18 protein-coding genes are annotated in these 20,081 nt (G+C 41.6%); 15 read left to right on the top strand and 3 right to left on the bottom strand.

What is annotated here, in order from left to right; translation table 11 throughout:
* The first annotated feature begins 12 nt into the window (after window positions 1-12).
* From ald to MUO15_RS20690, 8 genes are all read left to right on the top strand, one after another.
* Entirely contained in the window at window positions 13-1,131 is a 1,119-nt protein-coding gene (gene ald / locus MUO15_RS20655; protein WP_245032365.1) for an alanine dehydrogenase, read from the top strand.
* 687 nt (window positions 1,132-1,818) lie between these two features.
* Window positions 1,819-2,328: a DUF4178 domain-containing protein gene (locus tag MUO15_RS20660; RefSeq protein WP_245032367.1), complete on the top strand. Its 510-nt coding sequence runs from the start codon at window positions 1,819-1,821 to the stop codon at window positions 2,326-2,328.
* Between the two features lie 16 nt (window positions 2,329-2,344).
* On the top strand, window positions 2,345-3,016 hold the full coding sequence (locus MUO15_RS20665) for a PspA/IM30 family protein (protein ID WP_245032369.1): 672 nt from the start codon (window positions 2,345-2,347) through the stop codon (window positions 3,014-3,016).
* Between the two features lie 73 nt (window positions 3,017-3,089).
* Window positions 3,090-3,761 carry a DUF4247 domain-containing protein gene (locus tag MUO15_RS20670; RefSeq protein ID WP_245032371.1) on the top strand — a complete coding sequence of 224 codons (672 nt, stop codon included), beginning with the start codon at window positions 3,090-3,092 and terminating at the stop codon, window positions 3,759-3,761.
* A gap of 13 nt (window positions 3,762-3,774) precedes the next feature.
* Window positions 3,775-4,170 carry a DUF350 domain-containing protein gene (locus MUO15_RS20675; protein WP_245032373.1) on the top strand — a complete coding sequence of 132 codons (396 nt, stop codon included), beginning with the start codon at window positions 3,775-3,777 and terminating at the stop codon, window positions 4,168-4,170.
* 325 nt (window positions 4,171-4,495) lie between these two features.
* Window positions 4,496-6,046, top strand: coding sequence for a polyamine aminopropyltransferase (locus tag MUO15_RS20680; protein ID WP_245032375.1), 1,551 nt, complete (start codon window positions 4,496-4,498; stop codon window positions 6,044-6,046).
* A 38-nt stretch (window positions 6,047-6,084) separates the two neighbouring features.
* Window positions 6,085-6,765, top strand: a complete 681-nt coding sequence (locus tag MUO15_RS20685; RefSeq protein WP_245032377.1) for a metal-dependent hydrolase — start codon at window positions 6,085-6,087, stop codon at window positions 6,763-6,765.
* Between the two features lie 431 nt (window positions 6,766-7,196).
* The gene (locus tag MUO15_RS20690) at window positions 7,197-8,510 is read left to right on the top strand and encodes a DRTGG domain-containing protein (RefSeq protein ID WP_245032379.1); all 1,314 of its coding nucleotides are present in this window, start codon (window positions 7,197-7,199) and stop codon (window positions 8,508-8,510) included.
* 98 nt (window positions 8,511-8,608) lie between these two features.
* On the opposite strand, the gene MUO15_RS20695 is transcribed toward MUO15_RS20690, so the two are convergent.
* Entirely contained in the window at window positions 8,609-8,938 is a 330-nt protein-coding gene (locus MUO15_RS20695; protein ID WP_318036177.1) for a YtpI family protein, read from the bottom strand.
* Window positions 8,939-9,028: 90 nt separating this feature from the next.
* Here MUO15_RS20695 and MUO15_RS20700 point away from each other — a divergent pair, with 90 nt between their 5' ends.
* Entirely contained in the window at window positions 9,029-9,976 is a 948-nt protein-coding gene (locus tag MUO15_RS20700; RefSeq protein ID WP_245032381.1) for a DHH family phosphoesterase, read from the top strand.
* A 45-nt stretch (window positions 9,977-10,021) separates the two neighbouring features.
* On the opposite strand, the gene ytrI is transcribed toward MUO15_RS20700, so the two are convergent.
* Both ytrI and MUO15_RS20710 read right to left on the bottom strand, forming a co-directional pair.
* Window positions 10,022-10,525 carry a sporulation membrane protein YtrI gene (ytrI, locus tag MUO15_RS20705; protein ID WP_245032383.1) on the bottom strand — a complete coding sequence of 168 codons (504 nt, stop codon included), beginning with the start codon at window positions 10,523-10,525 and terminating at the stop codon, window positions 10,022-10,024.
* Entirely contained in the window at window positions 10,525-10,857 is a 333-nt protein-coding gene (locus tag MUO15_RS20710; protein WP_244753732.1) for a sporulation membrane protein YtrH, read from the bottom strand. The genes ytrI and MUO15_RS20710 overlap by 1 nt, the downstream gene beginning before the upstream one ends.
* Window positions 10,858-10,989: 132 nt before the next feature.
* On the opposite strand from MUO15_RS20710, the gene dnaE reads away from it, so the two are divergent.
* The 6 genes from dnaE to pfkA all read left to right on the top strand — a co-directional run bounded on the left by dnaE (window position 10,990) and on the right by pfkA (window position 20,069).
* Complete coding sequence (gene dnaE / locus MUO15_RS20715) at window positions 10,990-14,322, top strand: DNA polymerase III subunit alpha (RefSeq protein WP_245032385.1); 3,333 nt, start codon at window positions 10,990-10,992, stop codon at window positions 14,320-14,322.
* A 411-nt stretch (window positions 14,323-14,733) separates the two neighbouring features.
* Window positions 14,734-15,978: an NADP-dependent malic enzyme gene (locus tag MUO15_RS20720; RefSeq protein ID WP_245032387.1), complete on the top strand. Its 1,245-nt coding sequence runs from the start codon at window positions 14,734-14,736 to the stop codon at window positions 15,976-15,978.
* A 227-nt stretch (window positions 15,979-16,205) separates the two neighbouring features.
* Window positions 16,206-16,808, top strand: a complete 603-nt coding sequence (locus MUO15_RS20725; protein ID WP_245032389.1) for a FadR/GntR family transcriptional regulator — start codon at window positions 16,206-16,208, stop codon at window positions 16,806-16,808.
* 236 nt (window positions 16,809-17,044) lie between these two features.
* On the top strand, window positions 17,045-17,905 hold the full coding sequence (accD, locus tag MUO15_RS20730) for an acetyl-CoA carboxylase, carboxyltransferase subunit beta (protein ID WP_245032391.1): 861 nt from the start codon (window positions 17,045-17,047) through the stop codon (window positions 17,903-17,905).
* Window positions 17,902-18,864, top strand: a complete 963-nt coding sequence (gene accA, locus MUO15_RS20735) for an acetyl-CoA carboxylase carboxyl transferase subunit alpha (protein ID WP_245032393.1) — start codon at window positions 17,902-17,904, stop codon at window positions 18,862-18,864. Before accD ends, accA begins: the two co-directional genes overlap by 4 nt.
* 245 nt (window positions 18,865-19,109) lie before the next feature.
* Complete coding sequence (gene pfkA / locus MUO15_RS20740; protein WP_245032395.1) at window positions 19,110-20,069, top strand: 6-phosphofructokinase; 960 nt, start codon at window positions 19,110-19,112, stop codon at window positions 20,067-20,069.
* Window positions 20,070-20,081 lie beyond the last annotated feature (12 nt).

The following is a 20,081-nucleotide window of genomic DNA, read 5'->3' on the forward strand; positions in this document are numbered from 1 at the left end:
GGTTGAGTATTTGTGAAAATTGGTATACCAAAAGAAGTGAAGAACAACGAGAACCGCGTTGCCATGACACCTGCTGGGATCATTACTTTACAAAATGCCGGGCATGAGGTTTTTGTTGAAACAAATGCTGGGGTTGGCTCAAGCTTTACAGATGAGCAGTACCAAGAAGCAGGAGCAACGATCGTATCAACAGCAAAGGAAGCATGGAGTCAGGAAATGGTTATGAAGGTGAAGGAGCCGCTTCCCGAAGAGTATGAATACTTTTATAAAGGACTTATTCTATTTACCTATTTACATTTAGCACCAGAACCGGAATTAACTAAAGCATTGATCGACCGGAACGTGGTTGCGATCGCTTATGAAACGGTACAGCTTTCAAATGGCTCCCTGCCATTACTTACACCAATGAGTGAGGTGGCAGGAAGAATGGCTTCACAAATTGGGGCACAATTTTTAGAGAAATCTCATGGCGGCAAAGGGATCCTTCTTGGAGGCATCCCTGGTGTAAGACGGGGGAGAGTAACAGTCATAGGTGGCGGTGTTGTAGGAACGAACGCTGCTAAAATTGCCATGGGCCTGGGAGCTGATGTTACGATCATCGACTTAAATCCAGAACGTTTGCGGCAGCTTGATGATATTTTTGGATCAGATATTAACACACTGATGTCGAATCCATTAAACATACAAGAAGCACTTGAAGAGTCCGACTTAGTCGTTGGCGCTGTACTTATTCCGGGAGCAAAAGCTCCTAAACTTGTTACAGAGGAAATGGTGAAGTCGATGCCGGAAGGATCTGTCATTGTTGACGTTGCGATTGACCAAGGCGGAATTTTTGCCACAACAGATCGCATTACGACACATGATCATCCGACGTATGAGAAGTTCGGGGTAGTGCATTATGCTGTAGCGAACATGCCTGGTGCAGTGCCACGCACGTCAACAATTGGTTTGACTAATGTGACTGTTCCCTATGCCTTGCAGCTTGCAAACAAGGGTTATAAGCAGGCATGTCAGGACAATGCGGCCTTATTTAAAGGAATCAATACACTTGACGGCTATGTAACTTATCAGGCGGTAGCCGAAGCACACGGCCTTGACTATGCCAGTGCTAGTGAGCTTTTAAAAATATAGGTTGAGAAACAGTAGGACCCAGACCGTTCTACTGTTTTTTCATAAATGAAACTTCCGTGATTTTTTCCCAGTCAATTATTTGAATGAGTTTGAAAGTTGAGGATAGTTATTTTGTTTTCCTTGTTATTTGAATCAATTTCATAATTGCTCTTTTTAAAACGGAGCCATTCGTATTCCGAATGAGTCTCCCATGTTCAGAGGATTTCATCCATCATGATGTGGCATATTAACCGCGTCACACAGAGATTTTCAGCTATCTGATAAGAATTCTTCTGTCGTTTTGGGTGACTTATGAACCTGGAGTGTTTCCGTTCTTCTCACAAACACAAGGAGGTCTGGGAAATGGCGTGAGTCCTGTGGGATGAACATGACAGGTGAGACCCCGGAGGACGGAGTCCGAGGAGACTCAGCGCATGCCCGCGGAAAGCGAGTGAATCTCGAGATTGAGTCTTCCAGATTACTGCCCTTAACCTAATAAAAAACTTGACTAAACATGAGGAGGTGCTTTCTTTTTTAAGTTTTGAATCCCTTGGGGCACGTGGGAACTAAATTATGAAATTGATTCATTTCTGAAGTAAAATGGTGTTGTTGCGAAATTTGGATGAAAAAGTTTTAAAAAAGTGAAACCAACTATGGGATACTCACGTACATACAGGTACAAGGTCATAGTTGAAGAGAGGTGAGCATTTGGGATTTTTTTCGAAATTGTTTTCAAGTAAAAAGACAGAAACACCTGATGTAAAAGAACGGACAGCGCTTAACATCCAGATAGGAGATATCATCACTTACGATCTTGTGGACTATGAAGTGGTTGGGAAAATCACCTACCGTGATGGTTCTTATGAATGGTTTTCCTATCAGCTTCTTGAAGGCGCAAATATAAAATGGTTGTCTGCTGAAATGGATGACGAGCTTGAACTTGGTATATATGAGACAATAAAGTTGCCGGTGGATTCTTTTCAAAAGCAAATTGAATATGAAAATACCATCTATCATAAGGATGAGGAAGGTGAAGCATATGTGACGGGGGAAGGCCGGAGCAAGAATATTAATGGCCGCACTACACGTTATGCTGAATATATTTCTGAAGATGAAGAGACATACCTATCATTAGAATCCTGGGGTAGTGAGATCGAGGTAAGTTACGGATATGATATTGAAGCCTATGAACTTAAAATTATTGCTGGTTCTAAATAATAAGGAGGAAAATTAAATGTTTAAACTTTTTAGCCGTGTAAAAACTGTTGTCGGTGCTGAGCTCAATTCTATGTTAGATAAGGCAGAAGATCCGGTGAAAATGCTAGATCAATTCATGAGAGATATGGAAAGCGACATTCGTGACGCAGAGAGTGCTGTTGCTAAACAAATTGCTAATGAGAAAATGTTAAAACGCAAATATGATGATGCACAGGCGTTAAGTGATAAGCGTATGAAGCAAGCTGAGAAAGCAATGGAGGCTGGCAATGAAGATTTAGCACGTCGTGCGTTAGAGGACAAAAATAATCAGCAATCACAGGCTGACCAATTCAAGGCTTCTCATGAGCGCGCGGAACAAGATGCAAATAACCTTCGTAAGAAGCTTGATGAAATGAAAAAAGAATATCAGGAAATGAAGCTGAAAAAAGACTCTCTTAAAGCTAGAGCGGAATCTGCGAAAACCCGTACGAAGATGAACCGTACGATGTCTGGCATCGGAAGTGACGAGTCTCGCCAAGGGTTTGAAAGAATGGAAGAGAAAGTAATGCAGCACGAGGCGGAAGCAGAGACAAGTGAGGATCTGTCTAAGTCTAATCGTTCTTTAGATGACGAATTTGATACGCTAGACGAAAAAGATAGCGTGGATGATGAATTAGCTGCACTGAAAAAGAAAATGAATAAAGAATAATGAGATGGTATGCTTATTCGTGCCTGACTCCATGTCAGGCACGAGTATTCTTGATGGAAGGAGGGGTTACACCTTGAGAAACTATGTTGGAGTAATAATTGTTGTTATTATCGCAGTTGTAATAGGTTTTAACATGTTTGGCAATAATGGTGGTTCCAGAGGGATGACTGGTACATACACCGAGGATACATATGGAGAATTGCCTAGTGAACCCTCTCGCGGTGAAATTATTGATAACATTAATAACTCTGATGCTTCATCCATTGAAGAATTAATTGAGCAGAGCTTTCCCTTGCTTGATACGGTTAGAACAGACCAAGGCATTTCTAAAATTTATATGACACAAGAACTTACGCTGCCAAAAGTCGCTGAACTATTAGAAACGAATCGTACACCAGAGGAAGTTAGTCAGCGTAACGAAGGGAAGCAAGTCCTCGTCTATCCCGATCACTTTGTTATACTGCAGGAAAGCGATGTGGAGCCAGGACTCGTTTTAATTGAATTATCCAGCGACGAATTTGTGAGAAATAATTACTCACCGAGCTTCTTTCAAGGGTTATTGGCTTACTCATTGTTAAACAGAATGCTCGATTCAAACGATTGGTCGAGGAGGCGGGCATCCACCTGCCAGTCAACAGGGAATTGTTATGGAGGTTACGGTATGTATGGTGGATACAATTCAGGTTCATCTGGTTCATTCCGCGGATCATCTAATCGCGGGGGAGGACCTGGCGCAGGAAAATAGAGGAGGGAATTAAATGGAGCCATTTATAGCTACTATTGGTTATTTTGCATTAGGTGTAGTTGTTGTTGTAATCGGTCTAGTTTTATTTGAATGGATCACGAAACAGTATAAGGACTGGGATGAAATCAGCAGCGGGAATCAAGCTGTTGCAATGTCGATTTCAGGAAAGATCATCGGGATTTGTATTGTATTGTCGTTTGCCATTTATCACAGCTTCACACTATGGGATACCTTAATATGGGGAGCCTTTGGTGTAATATTACAAATGGTTGCTTACCTGTTATTTGAGTTATTCACAAGGAAATTCTCTGTGGAAACAAAGCTGAAGGAAAACAATACAGCCGTTGGAATTGTTTCCATGGGTGTGTCTATTGGTTTAGCTTTTGTCATTGGAGCTTCCATTACATAAGCAAACTATGTGTACCTTCATTGAAAAGAATGCTTGAGCCACTATGGGTTTCTTCTACATAGTGGCTTTTTTAGAGCTAAGGAAACTATAAAAAATGATTGTGGATAAGGTTACATGAAGTTAGCCGCATCCAGCTCCAGCGCGCAAGACACGCAAGACTAGTCAATCGCCTCCGTGGCCCCACAGGACGTGGGTCAGTCTCGATCTTGGCACAAGGGCGTGCCGATTTTAGCTGAACTTCATCTGTAGTGTCTACCGGGGCGCTTGCGCTTTTGTTCGAGGAAAGCTGTTAACAGTTAGGATGTACGATGTAGGGGTGAAGGCAATGAATGAACAAGCCATAAAGAAAAGTCGACTGATTTATTGGGCGTCTGGGATTGTCTCGATTTGTGGCATTATTTTCGAGGTGCTCTTTGGGGCATTAGGCTCGTACATACTTGGTGATGGTGTGAAACAGTATACGCTGACAATTAGTTTGTTTTTAACAGGTATGGGAATCGGCGCAAGTATTAGTGAAAAAGTAATGAAAAAGTTGATCTTAACATTTGTGTGGATCGAATTTATGGTCGCCCTAATTGGTGGCTTCTCAAGTTTCATAATGTTTGGCATGACGGCTTTTGCTCCAGGGGGATCAGATGCCCTATTCTTATATTTGATAACTTTCACAGTTGGCGCCCTTACAGGTGTTGAACTACCGATCTTGATTAGAAAAGCAAATGAAATTGGTGTGGAGTTAAGCAGGAGCACGGCGAGGGTACTGTTTTCAGATTATGCGGGCGGCTTAATTGGCGGCTTACTGTTCGCCTTTTACTTGCGTCCGCAAATGGGTATGGTCAAAAGCGCTTTTTTCGTTGCCTGTATTAATTTAGCTGTAGCCGTTGTGGTACTCTACTTGTTTCGTTCAGAAATTAAGAATATGGCCTTACATGGGACGGCGGCAGGTGTGATTGGCGTGCTGTTAGTTGGCGGGCTTTTCTTCGGCGAAGAGATGGCGTTTGCTTTTGAACAAAAGCTTTATAAGGATCCAATTATCTACATGGAGGAAAGTGCTTATCAACGGATTGTTTTAACGAAAGAGCAAGGCGATACCCGACTTTACCTGAATGGTTCGCTCCAATTTAGCTCTTCTGATGAACATCGCTATCATGAAACACTCGTTCATCCTCCTATGGCACAAGCAGAAAGTCATGAAGATGTTCTCGTTCTTGGCGGTGGAGATGGTTTGGCAGCTAAAGAATTATTAGGTTATTCCGATGTCGAAGAAATTACGCTCGTTGACCTCGATCCTGCTGTTACACATTTGGCGAACACGAATTATCATTTACTTCAGTTAAATGAAGGTTCACTTATGGATGAAAGGGTAACCGTTTATAATAAGGATGCCTTTCAGTTTCTTGAAAACGCGGAACAGTTTTATGATGTCATTATTATTGATTTGCCAGACCCGAATAATGAGAGCTTAAATAAATTATATACGAAAGAATTTTATTCCCTCGTGAGAAACCATCTAGCACCAGGCGGGGCAGCCATGGTTCAAGCGACAAGTCCTGTTTTTGCAACGGAAGTGTATTGGACAATCAGTGAGACTATAGCGTCAACAGGCCTTTCAATTGAAAATTTTCATGTGGATATTCCAAGCTTCGGAAACTGGGGATTTGTTATGGCAAGCCGTGAACTTATCGATGTAGGCAGTTTAGATATAAAGAAGAAAACCGAATTTCTTACGGACGAGTTACTGAAATCTATGACCGTGTTTGGAAAAGATGAAGATAGGGAAATAGTAAATAGGGACGGTGAGACCGTCACGTTAGAACCAAATACATTAATTGATCCTAATTTAATTCAGAAGTATGAGCAAGCCTGGCAAAACTATTGATGAATGGTACGGGTCAAAATATGAAGAGGAGTGTAAGTGTGAAAGTATCTTATCATGGACATTCTGTTGTAAAAGTAGAAGCGAATGGAAAGACGATTTTGTTCGATCCTCACATTTCTGAAAATGGCAATACTGATCTGAATGCTGATGATGTGAAAGCAGATGTCATCCTGCTCACACATGGTCATAATGATCACGTAGGGGATACATTCGAAATTGCCAAACGTAACGACGCACAAATAGTAGCACCGTTTGAATTGGCTGCCTACTTAGGGAGTAAAGATCTTAATGCCCATCCAATGTATATTGGCGGCAGTCATACCTTCGATTTTGGTGAAGTGAAATTCACCCAAGCCTTTCATGGTTCTTCCTATACAGAAGAAGACGGCTCGATTGTTTACACGGGAATGCCTACAGGAATCTTATTAACCATTGATGGAAAAACCATTTACCATGCTGGGGATACTGGGTTATTCACTGACTTAAAAATGATCGGAGAACGAAATGACATCGACTTAGCCTTCCTTCCAATTGGAGATAATTTTACGATGGGGCCTGAAGATGCCCTGACAGCTGCTGAGTGGCTAAAGGCGAAACAGGTCGTCCCGATTCACTACAACACATTCGACTTGATTAATCAGGATGGTGAAGATTTCGCGTCTAAAGTCAAGCCGGGTAAAGGAAAAGCTTTAAAGCCGGGAGAATCAATCGAACTCTAAAAATTAGCAGGAAACCCACGAGATTCTCGTGGGTTTTTTTATGCTTAGCTTTTGGCGCCCAGACACTCGAGACATAAGCGTATCTCCTCCGTGGTCCTACAGGACGTAAGGATGTTCGACGTTGGCACAGGACGTGCCGAATTTAGTCGAATATCCTTGAACTACTTTTCACGGAGCCAGACCGTTTACGCTAGTCGTGTCTACCAGGACACCTCCGCTTTTCTACTGTCTAGCTCCGAGGGGCAGACCTTCGCGGCATAAGCAGTCTGGCTCTGTGAAGAAAGTTCACTTCACTACGCCATTCTGCTTATGCGTTTCAGGTCTAATCGCCCCTCTCCGCTTTTCTTATAAAATTGCGGTGGAACTGTATCACTTGTATAATAACAATTAACGATCATTATACTAGTACAGTTAGAAAGCTTGGTGAGGAAATGGCTACCAAACATGAACAGATTCTGAATCATATCGATTCCTTATCTGTGGGAAGTAAAATTTCAGTTAGAGGAATCGCAAAAGTATTAAATGTAAGTGAGGGGACAGCCTATCGTGCGATAAAGGAAGCGGAGAATCAAGATCTTGTCAGCACAATTGAACGTGTAGGTACAATTCGAATAGAGAAAAAAAAGAAGGAAAATATTGAACGGCTGACTTTTGCCGAAATCATTAACATTGTTGATGGACAGGTTTTGGGCGGTAGAGAAGGTCTATATAAGACACTTAACAAATTCGTAATCGGTGCGATGAAGTTGGATGCGATGATGCGCTATACTGAAGCAGGTTCACTGCTCATTGTAGGGAATCGGACGAATGCGCACGAGCTTGCCGTTAAAGAAGGGGCTGCTGTACTTATTACAGGTGGCTTTGATACGGGCGAGGCCGTGAAACGGCTGGCTGATGAGAAGAAATTACCAGTAATTTCAACAAGCTATGATACTTTTACAGTGGCCGCCATGATAAACAGGGCTATTTATGACCAACTCATTAAAAAGGAAATCGTGTTAGTCAATGACATTTACACACCATTTGATGAATCCAAATTTTTAACAACGAATGATTATGTTCAGAATTGGCATCAGTTGAATGAAGAAACGCTTCACAGCCGATACCCTGTCGTTGATAAGAAGAATCGTGTGGTAGGAATGGTGACGTCTAAAGATGTTATTGGTAAGGATAAACAGTTCAAAATTGATAAAGTAATGACGAAGAATCCGATGATTGTTCAGACAAATACATCGTTAGCAAACGCTGCCCATATGATGGTGTGGGAAGGAATTGAGCTTATGCCTGTCGTAGATCCATCACATAAGCTGCAAGGAATTATCTCAAGACAGGATGTACTAAAGGCATTACAGCAAATCCAGCGGCAGCCTCAAGTCGGGGAAACAATTGATGATCTTATCACAAGCCAACTAGAGTTAGGGGAGGCAGCAGCCGGCGAATATATCTTAAAGACAAAAGTAACTCCGCAAATGACGAACCAACTTGGTACGATGTCTTATGGAGTATTCACCTCACTTATAACAGAATCGACAAGTCGTCTGCTTAGCAAGCATAAAAAAGGAGATTTAGTCGTAGAAAATATTTCCGTTTTCTTCATTAAGCCTGTTCAATTAGAAAGTGAAATAGAAATTAAACCTCTGATTCTAGAAGTAGGGAGAAAGTTTGCGAAGGTAGATGTGGAGGTTCATCATCAGCGCTCAATTGTAGGAAAAGCCTTGTTAATGGCTCAGCTGATTGATAGGTGATTAGAAAAGAAAAGCTGCCTCATTTCAGGTCACCAGTTGCGACCTCTTGAGACAGCATTTTTCTCTGACAAATTTGTGGTATTCCCGAACCAAAAATGTTAGGCACGATGTTTGCTATATTCGCTACGATAATGACGGGTTGATTTCACACCAAGCCGAAATTGAAGGGCACCTAATACAAGAAATACGATGCCAATGAATAAAGACAAGCGTGTTTCATAATAGAGGTATTGGTTAATCCCAAAGAAAAAGACAAAGATTCCTAAGAAAGTTTTCGCCTTGCTATTCATATAGGCTTGCTGCAGTGGATCACGTGATTTAACGAGCATGACTTTATAGTAAATGTAAAATAGAAATGCGATAAGTATAATAGTTGGGAAAATAATCAAGGTGATCGACTCCTGAAGATTAGATTTTACCCTACTCATTGTAGCTTGTTTCCTGCGGTTTTGCTACCTGTAGAACTTAATTTTGTGTTTTAATAAGAAGAGGAACCATAGATAGAGAGGATTGAAGTGATGCTAACGAATAAAATTGCAAAATCGATCGTAGACTATGAAACCATTATCATACACCGTCATGTTCGGCCCGACCCAGATGCTTTTGGATCACAGGCTGGCTTAGCTGAAATGATTAAGCATAGTTTTCCTGTTAAAAAAGTAATGATAACAGGGAAGGATGAACCTTCATTAGAATTCTTAACCAAAATGGATCACGTTTCAGATGAAGATTATGAGGGAGCCCTTGTAATTGTTTGTGATACAGCTAACCAGGCGCGTATTGATGACCAGAGGTATATGAAAGGGGATAGGCTGATTAAGATCGATCATCATCCGGTAGTGGATGATTATGGGGATATCAGCTGGGTGAACACTGAAGCAAGCTCTACTTGTGAAATGATCTACACTCTTTTTAAAGATGCCTCTGACTTAGGATTTCATTTTAATAATCAAGCAGCGAAATTAGTTTATGCCGGGATCGTTGGGGACACGGGCCGTTTCCTATTTCCAAGTACAACACACGCGACATTAACCTCGGCGGCGGAGCTTGTGAGCTACTCATTTGATCGACCAGAGCTATACAAAAACATGTACAAAACATCGTTAAATGTGGCTAAATTAAAAGGGTATGTACTGCAAAATTTTACTGTGAATGAAGCGGGCTACAGCACAGTGCGGCTCCCTAAGGAAATTCTTGAAGAATATAACGTAACAACGACAGAAACTAGTGCACTCGTTGGGTTACTTGGAGACATAGAAGGGATCTTAGCCTGGGCGTTTTTTGTGGAAGAGGAAGACGTAATTCGGGTGCGACTTCGTTCAAGAGGGCCAGTTATTAATAAGATTGCTGCCAATCACAATGGGGGAGGACATCCAATGGCGGCAGGAGCATCCGCCTATTCATGGGAAGAGACGGAAGACATTGCCAGGGAACTAAAGGCAGCATGTCAGGCATTCGGTCAATAAAATAATTAGAGCAACAGGTTTCCAAAACAGAACCTGTTGCTTAATTTATCGTTCTACGGAGATAGATAAACGGACTCTAAGTTTATTGGCTATAATGAGCTGCTTAACGGTCAATTGATACGTGAAATCGTCAACAACGAAGGCCTTATTTTCAATGGCAGAGATCATTAACTCCGTTTGCTCCGCAGCCTCATCAATATTATCACCAGTTACAGAAGTAAGCTGATCTTTCACCATTGATGAAAGTTGATGTTGTGTGAGCTTGTCAACCTCAAGCTCTTTAGTATTAAGGAACTCTACAATGACCTCTTGTACAGTTAACCCTTCCGTCCGTTCTTCCTCTTCTTCTTTTTCAGCGTTAAGTAGCCCTTCATATTTTCCTTCTATTTCATTAAGCTTATTAGAAAGTTTGATGTTTTCTTCTGTAATTTGTTCTTGTAATTCTCCATTTATAAAAATAAAAATTAAATATCCGCAAATCATCCCAAAGAACATGCCGGCGAAAAATCGTCTCCATTCCTTATTTCTTAATTGAGGGGGGATGTACATTACGTGACCTCCTCACCAAGCAGAAATTCGAATAAAAGAAGAGCGGCCTGCACACCACCCATAGCTGAAACAATAATCATCACCTGTTTAAATAAATCAAATGTAGATCCGTCATATATTCCTTTTTCAAAGTTGCTAATGGCATCAAATGTTCCGCCTATAGCGGCGACAATCGCCCAAATACGTAATCCTTTAGCAATTCTGAACATGGAAGTAAGCGGTGCTTCCCCTGTAAGGAAGCTGCCGATACTGCCAATTAATGTTCCGCCCACTATGACACCAAAAGCAATAAAGAAGCATTGGATCATGGATACTATGAGTCTCTCTTCCATTATGTCCCTCTTTCTTATAGAAGGTTGTCTTTCCTTATTACTCAAATTATTCTTTATAGTAACGAAATATGCAGGATGCTTTCTTGCACAGTGGATCTTCCATATAATATAGATAGAAAGAAGGTGGCTCAGATGTCGTTTACACACTTACATGTACATAGTGGGTATAGCCTAATGAACAGTACAATCCAAATCCCATCCCTTGTAAGAAAAGCAAAAGAACTTGGCTTCACTGCTCTTGCACTAACGGACGATAATGTAATGAGTGGGGCAGTTACTTTTTATAAAGCTTGTGTAGAGGAAGGAATAAAACCTTTACTCGGTATGAGAGTCCATCTCCAGTATAAGGGAGAGACATTTCCTATTGTGCTGCTTGCTAAAAATTTGTCAGGGTATCAGGAGCTGCTCTCGATTAGCACGATGAAGCAAACCTCAGAGGATCAGCTTTCCCTCTATGATTTACCAAAACGAACGGATAATCTTGCAGCCATCCTTACTGTATCAGATACTTCTTGGGGTCAATCCATTATAAATGGAATGTTTGACCTTGTGGAGAAGGACCTCTCGGAATGGCGGACTTTCTTTAATGATGTAAGCTTAGGTGTAAAAGATTATGGTGTTCGTGTAGAACGACAGCTTCATCAACCATTGAAGGAATGGTCAACTCTTAAAGGAATACCTGTGACAGCAATGAACGAGGTACGTTATCTTGAATCCTCAGGCGCTGATGCTTACTACTGTTTGCGCGCCATTGACAATGGCGAAAAGTACACTCCTGATACGCATAGGGGGAACCATGAATATTTAAAAGCACCAGAAGAAGTGGACGCTTATTATAAAGAGTGGTGGCCTGAAGTTCTTGAAACGAACCAAAGAATTGTCCAATCCTGCCATGTGCAGCTAGACTTTGATCAACAGCTTATCCCCACTTTCCCTGTCCCGGACGGGCAAACGTCTGATGAATACCTGCGCTCTCTCTGTGAGCAGGAGTTAGATTCAAAGTATAATGAGAACAAGGAGGAAGCAAAAGCAAGGTTGAATCATGAGCTTGATGTTATTACGTCGATGCAATTCAGTGATTACTTTTTAATCGTATGGGACTTTATTGACTATGCCAAAAAAGCAGGGATGGAAGCAGGACCCGGGCGTGGTTCAGCAGCAGGATCGATCGTTAGTTACTTGTTAGGCATTACCCAGGTTGAGCCACTTCATTACAAGCTATTCTTCGAGCGTTTTTTAAATCCTGAACGAATTACTATGCCAGATATTGATATTGACTTTCCAGACGACAGGCGTGATGAAGTCATTGCCTACGTGGCCAATAAATATGGGAGTGAACACGTTGCTCAAATCTGTACGTTCGGTACCTTTGCCTCAAGAAGTGTTTTAAGGGAATTGTTTAAAGCAATGAGTGTTGATCACAATGATGCAGTCTTTATTCTCAAGCATATTAAAGGAGGATCGTCGAATCCATTGAAGCAGCAGGTTCAAAAATCTGAACCATTGAAAGAGTACGTACGTTCTTCTTCTCATCTGCAAAAAGTTTTTCAGATGGCGATCCAACTAGAAGGATTGCCGAGACATGTGTCTACACATGCTGCGGGGGTTGTGATAAGTGAAGAACCACTCGTTCGGCATACGGCTCTTATGGAAGGACAGAGTAACGTGAATCTTACCCAAATGGCTATGGGTGATATAGAATCAGTCGGCTTGTTAAAAGTGGATTTTCTTGGTCTTAAAAATCTTTCAATGATGAGAAGAATTGAGAAGAAAATACAAGATTATAGGGATCGGAATTTTTCAATTAAAGCGATTCCTTTGGACGATAAGTTAACCTTTGAGTTATTACAACAAGGAAAGACAAATGGAGTCTTTCAATTAGAATCTCAAGGGATGAAGGGTGTTCTTCAACGTTTAAGACCGAACCATTTCGAAGATGTCGTTGCAGTAAACGCCTTGTATCGTCCTGGACCAATGGAATATATTCCTGTTTATGTAAATAGGAAGCATGGGAGGGAGGATATTGACTATCCGCATGAGGATTTACAGCCGATTTTACAGTCTACATTTGGAGTTCTGGTTTACCAGGAGCAAATCATGCAAGTGGCCCAAAAATTGGCGGGGTACTCTCTTGGAGAAGCAGATTTATTGCGTCGGGCGGTAAGTAAGAAACAGCGCGAATTGTTAGTTCAGCAGAGACAGCAATTTGTTACAAGTTCGACAGCCATTGGTTATTCTGAAGGTGTAGCTAATGAGCTGTTTGACTGGATTGTGAAGTTTGCAAGTTATGGTTTTAACAGAAGTCATGCTGTTGCCTATAGTGTGATTTCATATCAGCTTGCCTACTTGAAGGCACATTATCCTTCACACTTTTTAGCCGAACTCATCAATTCGACAATCGGTGACCGTGATAAACTTTCCACACACTTGCGGGAAGCCAAAGATTTAAGTGCTAAATTAAAGGGACCTTCGATAAATTACAGCCATTCCTATGCCAGAGACGAGCATGGAGCAATTAGGCTAGGTTTTCTTTCTATAAAAGGGATAGGCTTTCAAGCAGCTCAAGCTATTATAGAAGCTAGAAAAGAGGGACTGTTTAAGCATTTAAATGATTTTTGTCTAAGAGTACCGAGTAAGGAAGTGTCCAGGTCTTGTATTGAATCACTAATCATGGCAGGAGCTTTTGACGAGTTACAGCAAAATCGTGCCAGTTTGCTTGCAAGCATCGACAAGGCTTTGGAACAAGGTGAACTGTTTAAAGAATTTCAAGATCAGCCTGGGTTGTTCAGCTCAGATTTAGACATGGGTGGCAAGGCGATCTCCGTCGATCCATTTCCTATTTTGCAACAACTCACTATGGAAAAGGAAGTGTTAGGTACCTATTTATCTGAGCATCCGCTTGAGGCCCATCGACCTCAGCTTGTCCAGAAAAGTTTCATCACATTAAATGAAGCACTTCGGCGAAAGCAAGCGAAATCAGTTAAAGCTGCTGTTGTCGTTGAGCAAATGAAGGAAATCAGGACGAAGCGCGGGGACCCAATGTCGTTCCTGACAGTAAGCGACGAAACAACTGAAGTAGATGCTGTGCTTTTTCCAGATGTATATCGAGATGCCAGGTTATGGCTGGATAATCAAATGTTAGCGGTTATTCGAGGTAAAATTGAAGAAAGAAATGGTCGGAAACAATGGGTCATTACTACTATTTCACATTTTAATGAACAGGAGCGTGGAAATAAACTAAGTCAAAGATTGTTTATCAAGACGACTATCTCTGATGAGAATAAAGCATTAGCCAGATTGAACAAACTATCCAGCTATTTCCCTGGTAACACCCCTGTACTCCTTTTTCGTTCCGATGATCGCAAAACATATCAGCTTGGGAAATCGTATTCATTAAACGTATCTGAAGAATGCCTGCGTAAATTACATGAATTTTTCGGGTCTTCCTCGGTGGCTCTAAGATAGTCCGTACCTTTAAGGGGATGTTCAAAAAGTCACCGAATGATAAACGGCGAATTTCTTCGTTGCTCGGTTTTTCCGGTCCTCACGTATGAAAGGCATACGGCTTGCGGTCCTCAAAACTTTCGCGCCTCGAACTTCTTGTTTCTCATTCGTCAACTCTTTGAAAACACACTTTTAATGGATAGCGTGCTAGAAAAGCTGGCCGTTCGCTTTCTGCTACCTTGAAGAGACATGAGGTTGTTCGTGTTGGCCCAAGCCTTTTACAAGTAAACTTCTGTTATCGTGCCTTACAAGAGCATATGCTTTTATTTATATTCTTTACAGCATAAATCCATCTGTTATAATGGAGAGGTTAATAGTGGTCAGACCACCATATTCGGCTTAATTCTATCTGTTCTAAAGGAGCGTGTACTCGTGTCAAACTTACGTGATGAAGCACTACATATTCACCGTGCTAATAAAGGTAAACTAGAAACTAACTCGAAGATCCCCATTAGAAACGCGAGGGACTTAAGTCTTGCGTATTCACCAGGCGTTGCTGAACCTTGCAAAGAAATTTATGATCATAAAGAGTCGGTCTATGATTATACGATGAAAGGAAACATGGTTGCCGTCGTAAGCGATGGCTCCGCTGTACTAGGTTTAGGAAATATTGGACCAGAAGCTGCTCTTCCGGTGATGGAAGGTAAAGCTGCTTTATTTAAAAGCTTTGCCGGTGTAGACGCGTTCCCTATTTGCTTAAACACAAGAGATGTAGATCAGATTGTGCAAACAGTCAAACTAATGGAACCTACTTTTGGTGGAGTAAACTTAGAAGATATTGCAGCTCCTAACTGTTTTATTATTGAAGAACGATTAAAGAAAGAAACGAATATCCCTATCTTTCATGATGATCAGCATGGGACAGCAATTGTAACCGTAGCCGGATTAGTTAATGCGTTAAAGATTACAGGGAAGTCCTTTTCTGACATTAAGGTTGTGGCTAATGGTGCTGGGGCCGCCGGCATTGCAATCATTAAACTGCTATACCACTTCGGAGTACGCGACATTATTATGTGTGATTCTAAAGGCGCGATTTATGAGGGGCGCCCAAATGGTATGAATGATGTAAAAGATGAAGTAGCAAAAATAACTAATAAAGATAAAGTAAGCGGCAACTTAGAAGAAATCATGGAAGGCGCCGACGTATTCATTGGCGTTTCAGTTGGTGGTTTGCTCTCAAAAGAGATGGTCTCTAAAATGAATGACGAGTCCATTATTTTTGCAATGGCAAACCCTGAACCGGAAATTATGCCGGAGGATGCGAAAGAATCAGGTGCACGTGTAATAGGGACAGGCCGATCTGATTTTCCGAACCAGGTGAATAATGTGTTAGCCTTCCCAGGGATTTTTCGAGGAGCACTTGATGTTCGTGCTACACGTATTAATGAAAAAATGAAGATTGCTGCGGTTGAAGCGATTGCTTCATTAGTAAGCAATGAGGAGCTTCATGAGGATTATGTTATCCCTGCTCCCTTTGATCCTAGAGTAGCACCGGCAGTTGCAGCTAGTGTGGCTCGAGCTGCTATGGAATCAGGTGTTGCCAGACATCAGGTTGATCCAGAAGAAGTAGCGGAAAAGACAAGACAACTTACCCTTATTGATGAAGAAGGATTATGATTTCACGAGAAAAGCCTGATAGTGCGTGTTCAAAAGTTGCGATTTAGAAGATCCGAGGTGTCGTAGTTTTGTTTGGAGCAAAGAAACGTATGCTTGATGGATACGTGAGTAGCGGAAAAACAAACCAATGAAGAGATTCGCCTCATATCATTCGGGAACTTTTTGAACAATCTCTATAAGGCTTTTCTTCTTACATATACTTGCGTGTGAAGGAGGGTTCTTGGCTCGTGTCCCGATCTTTGAATGAAAAAGTGTATGAAGGGGTTTTGGAGCAGATCAAGTTCTATATTGAGGCGAATAAGTTAACTCCGGGTGATAAACTACCTTCTGAACGAGAGTTGAGCGAGCGCCTTCAGGTAGGAAGATCCTCCATTCGTGAAGCGTTACGAGCGATGGAATTGTTAGGGTTGATTGAAACCCGTCGCGGGGAAGGAACCTTTATGAGAGCATATCGCCCTTATCATATGGTAGAGTTATTATCAAAATTCTTATTAAATGAGTCGAGGACTCGAGAAGAGTTGTTAACGGCGAAGCAGATGTTGGAAAAAGAAGCACTGCTTCTATCTGTTGGACGGTTATCAAACGATCAATTGGCGGGTATGTCGGAAATATTACAGGGAGACCATTCTTGTGAAAGGCATCAGCGCCTATTTTGTTATTTGTTTGAACAATGCAATCATCCGCTCCTTTTATCGATGTGGCAGTTTATCATAGGATTTACAAATACGGTCCACGACATCACTTATCGGGATGCTTGGTATAAACAGATGGAAGCAATCGTCGGAAACGGCTCTCCTGAGCAACTATTAGCTTTATTTGACTGTGAATAATCCTTGTCGAAAACATATCGACATATTCAGCGATATTATCTTGCTACTTTAATGTATAGTAATAATAGAAAGTGTAAAATAAGCAAGCAAGTATTATAAATTTTGCGCTTTGGTGTCTAACGCAAGCAGTCTAGATACCCAAGACTAGCCATCGCCTCTGCGGAGATATAGCGTGTAAATGAAGCCGCTCTGCTCCACCAAGGCGCTTGCGCTTTTCTTATAAAGGAGGAATCACCTTGCTTAGAGATTTTTTCAGCAAGAAGAAAAGGTATGCGTCCATTCCTAGTCAGGAAGCAAAGCAGGATGTACCTGAAGGTCTGATGCAAAAATGTCCAAGTTGTCAAAAGATCTTTTATAGAAAAGAATTAATAAGAAATATCAATGTCTGTCCTCATTGTGATCACCATCATAAGTTAAATGCTTTTGAAAGAATAGAGCATTTATTTGATGAGCAATCCTTTGAAGAATGGGACAAATATATGATTTCGAACAACCCATTGAATTTTCCAGATTATGAAGAAAAGCTCGAGAAGGATCGAAAGAAATCTGATCTGAATGAAGCTGTGGTTACCGGAAAAGCAAGTCTTAATGGTCTGCACACAGCAGTTGCTGTAATGGACTCCCGCTTTCGTATGGGAAGCATGGGTTCTGTTGTTGGCGAGAAAATCACGAATGGAATCGAACAGGCCAGGAAAGAGAGAATTCCTTTCATTATTTTCACGGCTTCTGGCGGAGCGCGTATGCAAGAAGGTGTGCTCAGCTTAATGCAAATGGGGAAAACATCGATTGCCTTACAACGTCTCCATCAAGATGGTGGTTTGTTTATTTCTGTAATGACACATCCGACAACGGGAGGGGTGTCGGCAAGCTTTGCTTCTTTAGGAGATTATAATTTTGCAGAGCCTGGGGCATTAATTGGTTTTGCTGGTCGAAGAATCATTGAACAAACGATACGAGAAAAACTCCCTGATGATTTCCAGACAGCAGAGTTTTTGCTCGAGCATGGCCAGTTGGATCGTGTCGTCCATCGTCATGACATGAAAGATACACTTGCTACGATACTTGATCTTCATCAGACGGGAGGCGGCCCTGTATGAAGCACGTATTAGAATTTGAAAAGCCTGTTATTGAACTACGTGAAAAAATTGCGGAACTAAAGCGGCTAACCGAAGAAAGCGAAATGGATCTAAGTGAAGAAATTGTCACACTAGAAAATCGATTAGAAAAGCTTGAGAAAGATGTATATGATCGCATGAAGCCATGGGATCGCGTCCAGATGGCTCGACATCCTGAGCGGCCGACCACCCTTGATTACATCGATCATATATTTACAGATTTTCTAGAACTCCATGGCGATCGTTTGTACGGAGATGATGAAGCCATCGTCTCAGGTATCGCTAAATTGGATGGCCGTCCTATTACGGTGATCGGCCATCAACGTGGAAAAGATACGAAAGAAAACATCAGACGGAACTTTGGAATGCCCCATCCAGAAGGTTACCGAAAGGCTTTACGTTTGATGAAGCAGGCTGAAAAGTTTCAGCGTCCGATTATTACGTTTATTGATACGAAGGGTGCTTATCCTGGCCGTGCTGCAGAGGAACGCGGACAAAGTGAAGCCATTGCCAGGAATTTATTGGAAATGTCGGGGTTAACTGTTCCTATCCTTTGCGTTGTCATCGGTGAAGGTGGAAGTGGTGGAGCATTAGGGCTTGGAATTGGTGACCGTATTTTTATGCTGGAGAATTCTACTTATTCAGTTATTTCTCCAGAGGGTGCTGCTGCATTACTTTGGAAAGACTCGAACCTTGCCCAGCAAGCTGCAGAAACGATGAAAATTACTGCACAAGATTTAAAATCCCTCCAAGTTATCGATGAAGTGATTCCCGAAATACGTGGGGGCGCACACCGAGATATTGAGGGACAAGCCAAAGAGATAAAACAATTATTAAACACATCTTTAGCAGATCTTGAGCAAAAAAAACAGGATGATTTATTGGAAGAGCGTTTTAATAAATATAAAAAAATTGGTGATTATACACATCTTGATATATAATGGTATCGTAAAAAAACAATCGTAATAACTTGAGGGAAGTCGCACATTGTCCAAGTGCGACTTTTGTCATCTTTGCAGGATGGTAACGCTATCATTTTTGAGGCATACTGTATTCCCTTTAACTTTCTGTATATAAATAAGGTGAGACATTCGCCGGGAGACCACTTATGAGTCGGTACACAAAGGTTTCATTTTACATTTGAATGGGGAGACAGTCTAATAAGTATATTTTTGAGGTGATGAGGATGAAGAAAATTGGCGTATTGACGAGTGGTGGCGATGCCCCTGGCATGAATGCTGCTATTCGTGCCGTAGTTCGAAAGGCTATTTTCCATGGTGTAGAAGTGTATGGTATTCAACACGGCTACCAAGGGCTGCTCGATGGGGCGATTGAAAAAATGGAATTAGGTTCCGTTGGAGATATCATTCAGCGTGGAGGAACAAAGCTCTATTCAGCACGTTGTGAAGAATTCAAAACGGAAGAGGGTCAGCAAAAAGGAATTAAACAATTGCAAAAGTATGGCATTGAAGGCCTGATTGCTATTGGTGGAGATGGCACATTTATGGGGGCTAAGAAGCTTACGGAAAAAGGCTATCCTTGTATAGGTGTGCCCGGAACGATCGATAATGACATTCCTGGTACTGACTTTACTATTGGGTTCGACACAGCTCTAAATACAATAATTGATGCAATCGATAAGATTCGTGACACCGCTACATCACATGAACGGACGTATGTGATTGAAGTTATGGGCCGTGATGCCGGTGATCTGGCTCTATGGGCTGGCTTAGCTGATGGTGCAGAGAGTATTCTGATACCTGAAGTCAAGGATGATTTTGATGACGTTGTTGATCGTCTTAAGCGTGGGCACGAACGAGGCAAGAAACATAGTATTATTATTTTGGCAGAAGGTATGGGAAGTGGATTTGACTACGGTAAGAAAATTAAAGAGGCGACAGACTTGGAAACACGCGTTACGGTACTAGGTCATACGCAGCGCGGCGGTTCTCCTTCAGCATCTGATCGGGTGTTGGCTAGCCGACTAGGTGCCTATGCTGTAGACTTGTTGATAGCTGGTAAAGCAGGACGGATGGTCGGAATTGAAAAGAATGAATTAGTGGACCATGATATTGTGGAAATACTAAATACTAAGCATTCTGTTGACCTTGACTTATATCATCTATCAAATGAGTTATCGATTTAAAACTTAAGTATG

This window comes from Halobacillus amylolyticus, assembly GCF_022921115.1.
GTDB classification, from domain to species: Bacteria; Bacillota; Bacilli; order Bacillales; family Halobacillaceae; genus Halobacillus_A; species Halobacillus_A amylolyticus.

Coding starts and splice junctions, on each gene's coding strand:
- MUO15_RS20680 (WP_245032375.1), top strand. CDS start 4,496: ATGAATGAACAAGCCATAAAGAAAAGTCGACTGATTTATTGGGCGTCT.
- MUO15_RS20665 (WP_245032369.1), top strand. CDS start 2,345: ATGTTTAAACTTTTTAGCCGTGTAAAAACTGTTGTCGGTGCTGAGCTC.
- ytrI (WP_245032383.1), bottom strand. CDS start 10,525: ATGTACATCCCCCCTCAATTAAGAAATAAGGAATGGAGACGATTTTTC.
- MUO15_RS20700 (WP_245032381.1), top strand. CDS start 9,029: ATGCTAACGAATAAAATTGCAAAATCGATCGTAGACTATGAAACCATT.
- MUO15_RS20675 (WP_245032373.1), top strand. CDS start 3,775: ATGGAGCCATTTATAGCTACTATTGGTTATTTTGCATTAGGTGTAGTT.
- MUO15_RS20690 (WP_245032379.1), top strand. CDS start 7,197: ATGGCTACCAAACATGAACAGATTCTGAATCATATCGATTCCTTATCT.
- dnaE (WP_245032385.1), top strand. CDS start 10,990: ATGTCGTTTACACACTTACATGTACATAGTGGGTATAGCCTAATGAAC.
- MUO15_RS20695 (WP_318036177.1), bottom strand. CDS start 8,938: ATGAGTAGGGTAAAATCTAATCTTCAGGAGTCGATCACCTTGATTATT.
- accA (WP_245032393.1), top strand. CDS start 17,902: ATGAAGCACGTATTAGAATTTGAAAAGCCTGTTATTGAACTACGTGAA.
- pfkA (WP_245032395.1), top strand. CDS start 19,110: ATGAAGAAAATTGGCGTATTGACGAGTGGTGGCGATGCCCCTGGCATG.
- MUO15_RS20710 (WP_244753732.1), bottom strand. CDS start 10,857: ATGGAAGAGAGACTCATAGTATCCATGATCCAATGCTTCTTTATTGCT.